The organism is Parabacteroides sp. An277, assembly GCF_002159645.1.
Lineage (GTDB): Bacteria > Bacteroidota > Bacteroidia > Bacteroidales > Tannerellaceae > Parabacteroides.
In genome coordinates this window covers 1-13,786 of record NZ_NFJB01000036.1, presented here as the reverse complement: position 1 = coordinate 13,786, position 13,786 = coordinate 1, and the positions used below count along the sequence as shown (strand labels likewise).

Annotated in this window: 9 protein-coding genes; 7 read left to right on the top strand and 2 right to left on the bottom strand. The window is 47.7% G+C overall.

Annotated features, from left to right (window positions below; genetic code table 11):
• The first annotated feature begins 10 nt into the window (after nt 1–10).
• The 7 genes from B5F77_RS12715 to B5F77_RS12685 all read left to right on the top strand — a co-directional run bounded on the left by B5F77_RS12715 (nt 11) and on the right by B5F77_RS12685 (nt 11,458).
• On the top strand, nt 11–976 hold the full coding sequence (locus tag B5F77_RS12715) for a glycoside hydrolase family 130 protein (RefSeq protein WP_087331356.1): 966 nt from the start codon (nt 11–13) through the stop codon (nt 974–976).
• Nucleotides 977–1,448: 472 nt separating this feature from the next.
• Nucleotides 1,449–2,198, top strand: a complete 750-nt coding sequence (locus tag B5F77_RS12710; protein WP_087331322.1) for a DUF6261 family protein — start codon at nt 1,449–1,451, stop codon at nt 2,196–2,198.
• A 67-nt stretch (nt 2,199–2,265) separates the two neighbouring features.
• Nucleotides 2,266–3,255 (top strand): FecR domain-containing protein, encoded by a 990-nt coding sequence (locus tag B5F77_RS12705; RefSeq protein WP_087331320.1) that lies wholly within the window; start codon nt 2,266–2,268, stop codon nt 3,253–3,255.
• A 33-nt stretch (nt 3,256–3,288) separates the two neighbouring features.
• Nucleotides 3,289–6,708, top strand: a complete 3,420-nt coding sequence (locus B5F77_RS12700; protein ID WP_087331319.1) for a TonB-dependent receptor — start codon at nt 3,289–3,291, stop codon at nt 6,706–6,708.
• Between the two features lie 6 nt (nt 6,709–6,714).
• A complete protein-coding gene (locus B5F77_RS12695) occupies nt 6,715–8,334 on the top strand; it encodes a RagB/SusD family nutrient uptake outer membrane protein (RefSeq protein ID WP_087331317.1) in 1,620 nt (539 codons plus the stop codon).
• Between the two features lie 143 nt (nt 8,335–8,477).
• The gene (locus tag B5F77_RS12690; RefSeq protein ID WP_087331315.1) at nt 8,478–10,028 is read left to right on the top strand and encodes an arylsulfatase; all 1,551 of its coding nucleotides are present in this window, start codon (nt 8,478–8,480) and stop codon (nt 10,026–10,028) included.
• Nucleotides 10,025–11,458, top strand: a complete 1,434-nt coding sequence (locus B5F77_RS12685; protein WP_087331312.1) for a sulfatase — start codon at nt 10,025–10,027, stop codon at nt 11,456–11,458. Before B5F77_RS12690 ends, B5F77_RS12685 begins: the two co-directional genes overlap by 4 nt.
• A gap of 306 nt (nt 11,459–11,764) precedes the next feature.
• On the opposite strand, the gene B5F77_RS12680 is transcribed toward B5F77_RS12685, so the two are convergent.
• Together B5F77_RS12680 and B5F77_RS12675 are read right to left on the bottom strand one after the other, a co-directional pair.
• Nucleotides 11,765–12,841, bottom strand: a complete 1,077-nt coding sequence (locus B5F77_RS12680) for a DUF6261 family protein (RefSeq protein WP_087331310.1) — start codon at nt 12,839–12,841, stop codon at nt 11,765–11,767.
• Between the two features lie 487 nt (nt 12,842–13,328).
• Entirely contained in the window at nt 13,329–13,601 is a 273-nt protein-coding gene (locus tag B5F77_RS12675) for a hypothetical protein (protein WP_204244976.1), read from the bottom strand.
• Nucleotides 13,602–13,786 lie beyond the last annotated feature (185 nt).

Here is a 13,786-nt window from a genome sequence, read left to right as displayed (position 1 = left end):
GAACGAGAAAATGATTGCAGTAAATATGCCGTGGGAAGAACGCCCGGCAGGTTGTACGGACGTCATGTGGCGGTATTCGCAGAATCCGGTGATTGGTCGTTATCAAATACCAACTTCCAATAGTATTTTCAACAGTGCCGTGGTGCCCTTTAAAGATGGGTTTGCGGGCGTGTTCCGGTGTGATAACCGTGCGGTGCAGATGAACATCTTTGCGGGTTTCAGCCAGGATGGAATCCATTGGGATATCAACCATGAGCCGATTCAGTTCAAGCCGGGGAATACGGATATGATTGATTCGGATTATAAATACGACCCGCGCGTGACGTGGATTGACGACCGTTATTGGATTACGTGGTGCAACGGTTACCATGGTCCAACGATTGGTATCGGCTACACGTTTGATTTCGTGGATTTCTTCCAGTGCGAGAACGCCTTCTTGCCTTTCAACCGCAATGGCGTGCTTTTCCCGGAGAAGATAAATGGCAAGTTTGCGATGTTGAGCCGCCCGAGCGACAACGGCCATACGCCGTTTGGCGATATTTATATCAGCTACAGTCCGGATATGAAGTACTGGGGCGAACATCGTTGCGTGATGAAGGTGACGCCTTTCGAGGATAGCGCTTGGCAATGCCTGAAGATTGGCGCCGGTTCGGTGCCGTTCATGACCAGCGAGGGCTGGCTGATGTTCTACCATGGCGTGATTAAGACATGCAACGGATATCGCTATACCATGGGAGCCGCCATTCTGGATGCCAACAATCCGGAGAAGGTGCTCTATCGGACAAAAGATTACATCCTCGGCCCGGCTGCGCCTTACGAGTTGCAGGGCGATGTGCCCAACGTGGTGTTCCCTTGCGCGGCGTTGCAAGACGGGAAGCGGGTGGCCGTATATTACGGTGCGGCAGATACTGTCGTTTGCATGGCGTTTGGATATATCGACGAGATTATCCAATTTGTGAAGACACACTCGATGTGATTACTAATTTGATATTTTTTATACTGAAATTGGACGCGGGTTCCTCGAGAGAGGGACTCGCGTTTTTTCTTTACCTTCCGCGGGGCGCCTCCCAAGCCTTAGCGTGCTTTCCGAAGAAGCTTTCTGCTTTCTCCGAAATTGTTTTTTTAACTTGTTTCATGCCTGAAATGTATTAAAAAATAGGTTTTCTATTTTGTTTCACCGGTGAAATGGTATAAGAAATTCTATTTTTATAGTATTTCATGCATGAAATAAAATGCAAATGATATTCAATGATAAATTTCAGGTATGAAATGCAATATAAAAGTAGTTTAGTAAGCTATTTTAGGGAAGAATCAAAATAAGAAATCTCTTTTTTAATACATTTCGGGCATGAAACAAATTGAAAAAGTCCAAATTAGATGCCTCAAAAGGTAGAAGGAACCGGAAAAAGCCTTATCTTTGGACAAAAATAACGAGGAGGAAGACAACGATGGACATCCCGAAACAAATTGAACCTTTTGGCATCACGCAGCTGAGCGTGGGAGCTTGCGCACAGTTCCACGAGATGGTAAACACGTATATCAGCCAGGCGACTCCGGAGGCGCTCGGCATCGAAGCGTGGGCGCCGGACTACCGGAAGGCGACAGACCAATTGGCGGCCATCGTGCCTCGGCAGCGCGAATGGGTGGTCACGCAGCACTGGAAGAAAGCACGGCGCGCGCGGGCCAATGCCATCGGTGTCATCAACCAGGCCGTGCGGATTTTCCTGAAATCGGGTGTGCCCGCGCGGCGGCAGGCAGCCGTCCGGTTGAACCAGGTGTTGCTGGACTGCTACGGCATCGGTAAACACAAAGATAACCAGCTGACGGCGGAGGTGCGCGTGATGCTTTCCCGGTTGGACGAAGCAGAAAACGCTGCGGCTCTGGCTACATTAGGATTGACGGAGGAACGGGAAGTGCTCCGCGAAGCAAACCAACGCATCTCTGAATTGGTACTTGTCAAAGTAACGGAAATGGGCGAGTTGCGGCAAAAGCAAGGCATCAAGACATGGGACGCGCTGCGGGCAGCGAACCAGCTCTACCGCGACATTGTGCGGGTGGTGAACGCCCGCGCCATCGTTCAGCCCACCGAGACCGTCAACGAGTTCATCGGCCAAATCCGGGGGACAGTCTATACGTTTAAACTGTCGATAAACCACACCGGCGGACGGAAAGAGGTGGTGGGAGGAGAAAAAATTTGAAAAAAATCCCATTCCCGTTTAGGAATATACCTTCCGCCACTTGTCTTATCTATAAAAACGGGAAAATATGACGGAAAACAGGGATATGGAAGCATTGCTCCCGCGCTATTTCAGTGGGGAAGCAACCGAAGAAGAACGGACGCGCGTCGCCCAATGGGTACGCGAATCGGACGAACACGCCCGCATAGCTCGCCAAATTCAGGAGCTCTGTTTCGCAGCTGATGCTTTGGCCTCCATGGAACAGGTCGATACGGAACGTGCGCTAAAACGGGTACAGACGCGTATTTTCCTGACGCGCATCAGGCGGTTTGTCCAGGCGGCAGAACGCATCGCAGCAGTGCTTTTCATTCCATTGTTGGCCGCTTTCCTCTATGCTTTGATGGCTCCGGAAGAGACGGTAGAAATGATGGAGGTGCGGACGAACCCAGGTATGACCACCCATATTGTCTTGCCAGATGGGACGAATGTCTCGCTCAACTCTGAATCATCGCTCCGTTATCCAATTCGTTTCTGCGAGGACCGGAAAGTATGGCTGTGTGGCGAAGCGTTCTTCGATGTGACGAAAGACGAACGGAAACGTTTTGTGGTAGAAACGACGCAAGGTGCGAAGATAGAGGTGCACGGCACGCGATTCAACCTCGAAGCCTTCCCGGACGATTCGCTGGTGGTGACGACGCTCCTCAGTGGATGTGTGGATTTCGTTTCAGACGCAGGACACACGCGGATGCAACCCAACGAGAAGTTGGTTTACCATACGGGAAGCGGATGGATGGATAAATTCACGACGACAGGCGAGGCGGAAACTGCCTGGAAAGACGGGCGCATCGTCTTCCGCAACACACCTTTCGAGGAAGCATTACACATGCTGGAGAAACGCTATTATGTGGATTTCGTGGTGACGAACCCACGCTATGCGAAGGATGCTTTTACAGGCTCGTTCACGAACCAACGGCTCGACCGCATCCTGGAGATATTCCAGATATCCAGCGGCATCCGGTGGCGTTATGTCTCAACGGGAGACAAGGCAGACAAGAAGAGCAAGATTGAAATTTATTAAATCAGTGATAACCACTAAAAACACGACAAGATTATGCGAAAAACAGGAATTAAACGGTTGCTAACCGTTAAACTGTCTTGCCTATTTATGCTAAGTTCGGCAGGATTGGCGCATGCGTCAGGAACTTACGCGCAAGAGGCCCGCATCACGTTGGATGCGAAAAATGAAACAGTACAAGAGGTATTAGAACAGATTGAAGCAGAGAGCGGTTTCTCCTTCTTTTACAATCATCGCCATGTCGATTTGGACAGACGTGTGTCTATCTCGGTAGATGATGCGGACATATTCAAGGTACTCGACACGATGTTTACCGGGACAGACGTGATTTACGAGGTAAGTGACAATAAGATTGTACTGAAACTGGCAACACAGGGGAGGAATAATAGTACAGCAGAGGTAGCTCAGGATGAGAAGAAAATTACCGGTACAGTAGTAGATGCCTCCGGTATTCCAGTCATTGGAGCAAATATCATGGTAAAAGGGACGACGAACGGAACGATTACGGATATGGATGGTCGCTTCTCGCTGGAGGTACCCGCTGGTGCCACCTTGGAGGTTTCTTATATTGGGTATGAAACGCAAATTATCCCAGTAAACAATCAATCAACATTGGCGATTACGTTGACAGAAGATAGCCGTAATTTGGAAGAAGTAGTTGTTGTCGGATTTGGTACGCAAAAGAAAGTAAACGTGATTGGCTCTATTGCTCAGATAGATGCTGAGAAGTTAGAAAACCGCGCAACCTCTTCAGTCGTATCTGCACTTACCGGACAAATGCCGGGCGTTACTATTACGCAACCGGGAGGCCGTCCGGGCGAAAACACAGGAACCATCCGTGTACGAGGTGTCGGTTCATTTGGTGCCACCCCCGATGCGCTTGTGCTTATTGATGGAATTCCAGGCAATATGACAGATATCAATCCGAACGATATCGAGTCCATTTCAGTATTGAAAGATGCCTCTACAGCCGCCATCTATGGAGCGCGTGCTGCAAACGGTGTCGTATTAGTGACGACTAAGATGGGAAAAGAATCGAAAGTAACCGTATCCTATAATGGTTATGTGGGTTTCAATCGGGCTACTGAATTACCAGAATATGCAGACAGTTGGGATTATGCTCGTCTTATGAACAAAGCCGAAGGACTCACCCGCTTTACCGATGCAGATATACAAGCAATGATGGATGGAAGTGACCCTGATCATTGGGCAAACGAAAAATTTGTGGATGATATTTTTTCAGGGAATGGTATTCAAACAGGGCATGACCTTTCTGTCACAGGAGGAAATGATCGTAGCCAATATTTCGCTTCATTTGGCTATTTGAGCCAAAATGGTATTGTCCCGCATAACAATTATTCACGTTATACCGCGCGCGTAAATTTAACTTCTAATTTGGCTAAAAATTTGAAGATGACCGTTCGATTACGCGGAGACCATGCTACAACAAAAGAACCCGGCACCGCTGGTGCAATAGATGGAGATGGTTTGTTACTTTTAATAAAACAAGGATTGCGTTTTCCTGGATTCCGCCCTTCCGTATTGAGCGATGGTAGCTGGGGACCAGGAGTAAAGAATTTCGGTACTCCAAAAGCGTGGTTGGCTTCTGAATCATTTACCCGCAAGCCGGTGATGCGTTTGAATTCTTCGATCAGTTTGGATTATACACCTATCGAAGGTTTGAAAATTACGGCTATCGGTGCATATAATTTCACCAACGAACAGCAGAAAGATTACAAAGCTACGTTACCAGTCAATATTGATGGTCTTATCAATACATTAGGACCATCCAAACTTACAGAGAAAAATACCAATACAGAATATAAATCGTTCCAAGGGACGGTCAACTATGTCAAATCATTTAACGAAAAGCATAATATTGATTTGTTGGTCGGTTATTCATGGGAAGATGAAACTGCAAGGGATTTAAGCGCAGGTCGGCAAAACTTTCCCAATAATAACTATCCTTATTTAACGGTCGGTTCACCCGACGTGCAAACCAACTCAGGTGGAGGAGAAGATTGGGTTATTCAATCCGTCTTTGGCCGTGCGCAATACAATTATGCAGAACGTTATTTGGCTGAAGTGACGATGCGTTATGATGGTTCGTCCCGCTTTCCGCAAGATTCTCGGTATGCATTTTTCCCGTCTGCAGCTTTGGGCTGGCGTATTTCCGAAGAACGCTTTATCAAGGAGAATGAAAATTTTTCGTTCATCAACAACTTAAAGTTGAAAGCATCTATTGGTAAATTGGGGAATAATAATATTGGTAATTATGCATACCAATCGGTTTATGTCTTAGGCAACGATTATAACTATCCGCTTGGAAGTACCATACAGCAAGGTGCGTCTTTGACGACTTACACTGATCCGAACTTGAAATGGGAAACAACTCGTACGTTCGATGTAGGTTTCGAGTCTATTTTATGGAACGGATTGTTGAGTGCGAACATCACTTACTTTAATCGTTATACGTACGACATCCTTTTCAAACCTAATGCCAGTGCTTCTGCCATTTTTGGTTTGACCATGAGTGAAGTAAATACGGGCGAAGCGTTGAACGACGGTTGGGAATTTGAATTAGGGCATTCGCATACTGTAGGCGACTTCAGTTATAGCATTAACGCAAACTTCAGTATTATCAATAATGAAGTAAAATCTTTGGGCATCGGAAATGTTAATCAACCCAATGGCATGGTAGGAAATGGTTCGAATTTATTCGTGGGTTATCCAATGCAAATGTTTTATGGTTACGTGACGGATGGTGTATTTGTAGACCAAGCCGATATTGATAGTTGGTTCGCACATACTGACCAATCCACTTTTGGCAAGGATCAAGCCAACACGAAGCCGGGCGATATCCGCTATGTAGATATCTCAGGTCCAGACGGCGTGCCTGATGGCAAAGTGGATGCTACATACGACCGTGTGTATCTTGGTTCACGTATTCCGAAATATACCTTTGGATTCTCATTCAATGCTGCCTATAAAGGATTTGATTTAAGCCTATTCTTACAAGGAATTGCCGGGGCAAAAGGTATGTTGAGTGAATATGCAGGATATGCGTTCTTTGCGGAAGGTAATTTGCAGAAGTGGCAGATGGAAGGAGCTTTCAATGAAGAGAATCCAGAGCGTTATCCTGCCTATCCGAGGTTAGAAAACTTAGGAAATTCAGGAGGCCATAATACGCAGACTTCCGATTTTTGGGTGCGTAATGCCAATTACCTCCGTATAAAGAATATCCAACTTGGATATACTTTACCTAAAAGCATCACGCAAAAATGCGGTATATCGAATTTGCGCGTTTATGTGGCAAGCGAGAATCCATACACGTTCCATAGTATGCCTTCGGGTTGGGATCCGGAAATCGTATTAGATGCAGACAATCAATATGCAGGAGGTTCGTTCTATCCTGTGTTACGTAATTTTACTTTCGGTGTAAATCTTAAATTCTAAAGAGACATGAACAAGTTTATTAATATAGTAGGTATAGGGGCAATCTCCCTTTGTATGTTGGGAAGTTGCAGTATGGATCGTCATCCATTGACCAGTTTTAGTGAAGAAACATTTTATAATGATGAGGCAAATTTGGAGTTGGCCCTCGTAGGATTGTATCGTGGAGGAATTACCATGGGCGTTGATTATAATGTATCAGACTGGTGGGCTTATAGTGCTACCATTTTATTGGATGGAGCATCGGATATAGGTTACGACCGTCGAGGCTTTACCAACGACATTGGCAAACTGACCGCTGGAACGATTACGGAAACCAATCTCTGGGTACAGAATTTGTATCAGAAACCCTATCGGCGTATCAGTGCATGTTGTCGTTTTATTGACGGTTTAAGTGCTATCGAAAACAAGACTGCCGAGATGGAACGTATGGAAGCTGAAGCTCGTTTTATTCGTGCCGTCCAGTATTTTTATTTAGCTTCTTATTATCATGATGTGCCTTTGGTAACGCGTACATTGTCCTTGGAAGAATCCAATACGGTAAGCAAATCCTCGCGTGCAGAAGTATTGCAATATGCTGCTGATGAGTTAAAAGCTGTTGCCCAAATCCTTCCGCGTCATAAAGATTTGCCTGGTACGGAACTGGGACGTGCTACGGCACAGGCAGCCTTAGGTTATTTGGCACGTACTTATTTAGTCATGGAGGACTTTAAAAGTGCGGCTAATGCATGCGAGCAAATTATTAGCTATGGAGACAATGCACTCGACCCGAATTATCAAACTCTTTTCTATCCGTCGGGAGAAACAAGTAGCGAACATATATTTGCTACTCAGTATGTGGATGATTTGGCAGGACATGGATTGCCTCAACACGCTTATCCAATTAAGGATGGAGGCTGGTGTTTGGTTAATATTTCCAATCATCTTTTCGAAGCTTATGATTTCTTAGATGGAACTCCTTTCAGCTATGAAGACCCGCGCTTTGACAAAACAAACTTCGGTGCGAATCGTGATCCTCGCTTGGATTATACGTTCTATTACGATGGTGCGACTTTCCGTGGTACTGTTTATGATTGTGACCCGGAAGCTACCGTAGCTGACAAAATTGGACCGGGACAAACGACGCAAACCGGCTACCTCCTACGTAAATTCCTGGATGAGTCTTGGAGCGGTGATATTAATGCCTACGGTGTAAATGTGCCTTTGGTACGATATGCTGATATTTTGTTAATGTATCTCGAAGCAAAAGTACGCGGAGGAGAATCCATTACGCAACAGCTCTTGGATCAAACTATCAATGCGGTTCGTGCCCGTGTCAATATGCCGCCTTATACGGAAACCAATCCGGACAAGCTCTTCCCGCTTATTCAAAAGGAACGTATGATTGAGTTGGCGTTTGAAGGATGGCGTCTTTGGGATCTGTTCCGTTGGGGTATTGCCGAAGAAAAACTGAACGAAGACATCTACGGTTCTCCTTTCTATGTGTCCGACCAAAGTTTAATGCAAATGAAGGATGGGCAGCGTGATCCGTATGACCGTTGGTATGTGGCTACTCGTGCGTTCCAACCTGGACAGGAGGTATGGCCGATTCCGTTAGCAGAAAAGAATATCAACCCGAATTTGAGATAAGAATATTTTAATGTATATTTGAGGACAATTTCCAGGGAAAGTAGATGAAGGTGCTTTCTATTACAGAGAACGCACCTTCCTTTGTACGTTGAGCGGACCGTTTTCTGGAAGGAGGCTGAGCATACAATAAAATTCATCAAAATATGAAAGATAAATGGATATATGGATTGGGGCTTGGGACGCTTGTCTTCAGTGCATGCAACCCTCAACCCAAACAGGGAGCAAATGAAAAGGCTCAACAGCCGAACGTGATTTTCATCGTGGCCGATGACTTGGGATATGGTGATATGAGTTGCTATGGGGCGCATCGGGTCCAGACACCGAATGTAGATAGTTTGGCGGCTCACGGGTTACGCTTTACGGATGCCCATGCGGTCGCTTCTACGAGTACACCTTCGCGCTATTCGCTCTTCACGGGCTTGTACAGCTGGCGTCGGAATGATACTGGTATTGCCGCAGGGAACGCGGGTATGGTGATTCGTCCGGAGCAAACTACCATTGCGGATGTCTTCAAAGCGGCTGGCTATGCGACCGGTGCTATCGGCAAGTGGCATTTGGGTCTGGGCGATAAAACAGGGACGCAGGATTGGAATGGCGAAGTGACGCCCGGTCCGCGCGACTTGGGTTTTGATTATTCCTACCTCATGGCGGCTACGGGCGACCGTGTCCCTTGCGTATGGATGGAGAACCAACGGGTAGCCAATTATGACCCTTCGGCTCCGATTGAAGTGAGTTATGAGAAGCCTTTCCCTGGCGAACCGTTGGGAAAAGATCATCCGGAGATGCTGACGAAGTTGAAACCATCGCCCAACCACGGCCATGACCAAGCGATTGTAAACGGGATTTCGCGTATCGGTTATATGAAAGGAGGCGGAAAAGCGCTCTGGGAAGATGAACACATTGCGGATTCTATCGCGGCTCATGCCGTGGGTTTCATTGATGCCCATAAGGATGCGCCCTTCTTCCTCTATGTGGGGACGAACGATATCCATGTACCCCGCTATCCGAACGAACGTTTCCGCGACAAGAGTGGTATGGGCTATCGAGGCGATGCCATCCTTCAATTCGATTGGACGGTAGGCGAAATCCTCAAGGCTTTGGATAAAGCGGGCATCCGTGAAAACACGTTGATTGTATTGACCAGCGATAATGGTCCGGTAGTAGACGATGGGTATGCCGACCGTGCGGTAGAGCTCTTGGGAGACCATCGTCCGTGGGGCGATTTCCGGGGTGGGAAATATAGCAACTTCGAGGCCGGGACGCGCGTTCCTTTCATCGTCTCGTGGAAAGGAAAGGTACAACCGGGCGTTTCGAACGCGCTCTTCTCGCATATCGATATGTTCTCTTCGATGGAGAAATTGGCCAACCAAGATATGGGACCAGACGCGGGCGCGGATAGTCAAGAATGCTTGGCGACGTTGTTAGGACAAGATACGAAAGGACGCCGGTATATCATCGAGGCGGCTGGTTCGCTTTCCATCTCGGATGGTAGTTGGAAATATATCCGTCCCAGCAATGGCGCAGCTTACAACCAATTAACCAATACGGAATTGGGTAACGACAAGCAGGAGCAACTCTACGACCTGAAGCAGGATATCGGTGAAAAGAACAACGTAGCCGAACAATATCCGGAAAAGGTAGCTGAATTAAAGCAGATACTCGAACAGGAAATGGAAAAAGGATTTAACCTATGATATTTTCAAAACTCATGCCGGTACTTTGGGCCAGTACCGGCTTTTGTTTATATGCACAGGAACGTCCGAATATCCTTCTGATCAATATCGATGATTACGGATGGGCGGATATGTCTTCGAATGGAAGTTCTTATTATGAGACGCCGCATATCGACCGCCTTCGTGCGCAAGGTGTGTGGATGGAGGAAGCGTATGCTGGGGCGGCCAACAGCGCGCCGAGCCGGGCTTGCCTCCTGACGGGCATGTATACGCCGCGGCACGGCATGTATACGGTGGGCGAGCCGAACCGGGGCGATGCTTCGAAACGGCGTTGGGTGGCTATCCCGAACCGTACTTCGTTGGAGGAGGGTATTCAAATGCTTCCGCGTCTTTTGCAAGAGGCGGGGTATGAGACGTGCCATGTGGGTAAATGGCATGTGACGGCCGACCCGCTCGCGTGCGGAATGGATATCAATATCGGTGGAAACCATGCCGGGAATCCGTCTACCTATTTTTCGCCGTATGCCAATCCCAACTTGCCGGATGGACCCACGGGGGAATATTTAACCGACCGCCTGACGCAAGAGGCTATCCGGTATTTGAAAGAAAGGGATGCAGACAGACCTTTCTTCCTCTATTTTGCTACGTATGCCGTCCATACGCCGTTGGAAGCGCCTGCGGAGTTAGTCGAGAAATATCGGAAGAAGGCATCGACGGAAGCGCATGACAATCCGGTTTATGCAGCCATGGTGGAGAATATGGACCGGAACGTGGGGCGTCTGCTGGATGAAATCGAACGCTTGGGATTAGCCGAGCGCACGTTGATTATCTTTACGTCGGATAATGGTGGCCTCTACCGCGTCTCCCGCCAGTGGCCGCTCCGTGCAGGCAAAGGTTCGTTCTACGAGGGAGGCATCCGCGTTCCGCTCATTATCTACCAGAAAGGGCGGTTCGAACGGCAAGAAATCAAGCATCTTCCCTTGCAGCAATTGGATCTCTTCCCGACGCTCTTGGAGATAGCCGGCATTCCGCGGACGGGTTTATGCCTCGATGGGGTAAGTCTCCTTCCGTTGCTTCGGGGCGATACGGCTGCCTACGTCGACCGTCCGCTCTTCTGGCATTTCCCCGCGTATTTGGAGGGTACGCCTGAAGAAACCCGCGAGACGAAAAGTCCTTATTTTCGTACGTGTCCGGTCTCTGTCGTTCGGAAAGGTGATTGGAAACTGATTGAAAATTATGAGGACGGCACCTTCGAGCTTTACAACATCCGCCGGGATATCTCCGAGCAAGACGACCTGTCGGCCTCGCAACCCGATCGGCTCCGCGAACTCTCCTCGCTCCTCGAGGCATGGAAAGAAGCGGTCCAGGCGCCTGTGCCGCATCAGGCGAACCCAAAAAACAATGGAGAATTGACAATTGACAATGGACAATTGACAATTCCCCGTTCGTAGGAGGGTGTATCAAAATACTATCTGAAAAGCTCCCCTGCTCTTAGGGGGGCTGGCTCGCAGAGCGAGACTGAGGGGTTAAATCTCTAGTAATAAGTAACAACCCCTCACCCCTACGGGGAGCTCCCCTAAGCACAGGGGAGCTTTTCAGTTACTTCCTGATAATATTTCTCTATTTTGATACATCCCCTTCTGCGTTCCAACAGGTTATTTAAGGGAAACAATGGGGCAAAAAAAGGGCGGACACACAGGTCCGCCCCTACAAGCATATTAATTGTCAATTGTCAATTCTCCATTGTCAATTGAAAATTACCACAACGTGATGGGCTCCGGATATTCCACCACCAGCGGACTACCTCCATCATACGTTTCGATGCGGACTTTGTATTGTCCTTCCGTCAAATCCGGAACCATGGTAAATTCGCAACTGGTCTCTGTGACGTTGCTGATGGTCGCGGCTTTGATCCATTCGATGTAATCCTGATCGTTGACGAGCCCGATGACATGCTCCAGCGTGCCGTCTTGTCCCTTCAGCGTAAAGCCTTGATATTCCACGCCGGTTTGCTTGCCTCGCTCGATGCGGTTCGGATTCTCCGGGTCACCGCCTTCCTTCTGGTAGACGGCGGTGATTTCGGGAGTGACGGGTTCGGGTTCCGGTTCGTCGCCGCCCTCGTCTGGTTTTGTATTGGGTTTCTGGCCTAACACCTGTTGCTTGATGCGTTTGATTTCCTCATTCTGGTGTTTGGCAAACGCGATGTAATCCTCGTTGTCGTCTTCCATGAGCATGTAGGCGTTAATCACCAGCATCAGATTGCGGTACGCTTCATCCACCTTCAGCCTCGCCTGCTTCATGGCGCCCACCGTCCGCGCTGCATATTCGTCTGCCCGCTGCTGGATGAGTTCGTTCACCTTATCGTTGGCCGTTTTCAGTTGCGCCACGACGGAGGTTAGGCTCAGCGCCTCCACCTGTTCCGCATATTTGTCCTCCAAATCAGCCACGAAATTCTTCAGCAAACCGGTTTCCTTATCCAGTTGCGCCCGCGTATCAATACGGTAATCTTTGATGTGTTGGTTCAAGATTTTAGCAGCCTCGGCCATCTCCGGAATCGCGATGCCCAGCATCTGTGCCACCATCTTTTTGTAACTCATATACAACGTATCGCGCAAGTTGTCGTTTTGCGCGATGGCGTCCGTCAAGAAACTCTTTTGCGAAACCTTCAACGCCTCATCCTCAACCAAAAAGGCCGCATCGTAGGGCGTAAGTACCTTCGCGCAATGTTCACTAATGGTCGCATTGGCTTTCGCCTGCGCCAGCGTGTTGGCATGGTACGCATAATGTGCGCCATTGTCCAATTTGTCTAATGCGATAGCTTCTATAAAATCCATATTTCCTAATTTTTGGTAATGGCTCAAAGATAGGCATTTTTCTCCAATAAATAGACAAATGAACTGAAAACCTTGCTTATTTTTTGCAATGCTGCATGGGCCTAGAAGTCGGACTTCTTCTTTCATGCAATGCTGCATGGGCCTAGAAGTCGGACTTCTTTCTTCATGCAATGCTGCATGGGCTTAGAAGTTGGACTTCTTCCTTCATGCAATGCTGCATGGACTTAGAAGTCGGACTTCTTTCTTCATGCAATGCTGCATGGACTTAGAAGTCGGACTTCTTCCTTCATGCAATGCTGCATGGGCTTAGAAGTTGGACTTCTTCCTTCATGCAATGCTGCATGGGCTTAGAAGTTGGACTTCTTCCTTCATGCAATACTTCCTTGGGGTGTACACTATAAGTCATCCAGCCATTTTTTCCCTGATTTCGTCCGGAACCAAATCAGCAGGATGATGCACGCGAGACCTGTCATTACGTATATTCCAATTAACGGTGCCATATCTTTACCTTTCCTTTTAGTTTTATCATTTTATAACCTATAAAAATTAATACACAAGTAGTACCAAAACCAACGATAGCCAAACACCAACTTGCGCTTGGGTTCTGGCCTGTAATGATCGAAACTATACTTCCCACGACCATGGTCGAGAAAGCGATTTTGGCTAAGTCGAGAAAGAATTTGCCGAGTGTTTCACGGAGCAGTTTCCGATTCTCTTGGATAGCCTGGGATAATTCTTGATTTGCTTTATATTCTTCCATTCTGTTAGGGTGTTTGATTTTTCCACAAAGTTAGGCGTTTCCCCTCAGCGAACCAACGTTTGGCCGAAAAAATTTGGGCTCAGTAGAAATTTAGTGGGGATATGCATATAGTTTTGCAATACGGAATAAGAAGAACTTCTTGTCTGCAACCCCTCTGAGGTTTGCTCTGAAGAGCTTGATTTTAG

Coding starts and splice junctions, on each gene's coding strand:
- B5F77_RS12715 (WP_087331356.1), top strand. CDS start 11: ATGATTGCAGTAAATATGCCGTGGGAAGAACGCCCGGCAGGTTGTACG.
- B5F77_RS12710 (WP_087331322.1), top strand. CDS start 1,449: ATGGACATCCCGAAACAAATTGAACCTTTTGGCATCACGCAGCTGAGC.
- B5F77_RS12705 (WP_087331320.1), top strand. CDS start 2,266: ATGACGGAAAACAGGGATATGGAAGCATTGCTCCCGCGCTATTTCAGT.
- B5F77_RS12700 (WP_087331319.1), top strand. CDS start 3,289: ATGCGAAAAACAGGAATTAAACGGTTGCTAACCGTTAAACTGTCTTGC.
- B5F77_RS12695 (WP_087331317.1), top strand. CDS start 6,715: ATGAACAAGTTTATTAATATAGTAGGTATAGGGGCAATCTCCCTTTGT.
- B5F77_RS12690 (WP_087331315.1), top strand. CDS start 8,478: ATGAAAGATAAATGGATATATGGATTGGGGCTTGGGACGCTTGTCTTC.
- B5F77_RS12685 (WP_087331312.1), top strand. CDS start 10,025: ATGATATTTTCAAAACTCATGCCGGTACTTTGGGCCAGTACCGGCTTT.
- B5F77_RS12680 (WP_087331310.1), bottom strand. CDS start 12,841: ATGGATTTTATAGAAGCTATCGCATTAGACAAATTGGACAATGGCGCA.
- B5F77_RS12675 (WP_204244976.1), bottom strand. CDS start 13,601: ATGGAAGAATATAAAGCAAATCAAGAATTATCCCAGGCTATCCAAGAG.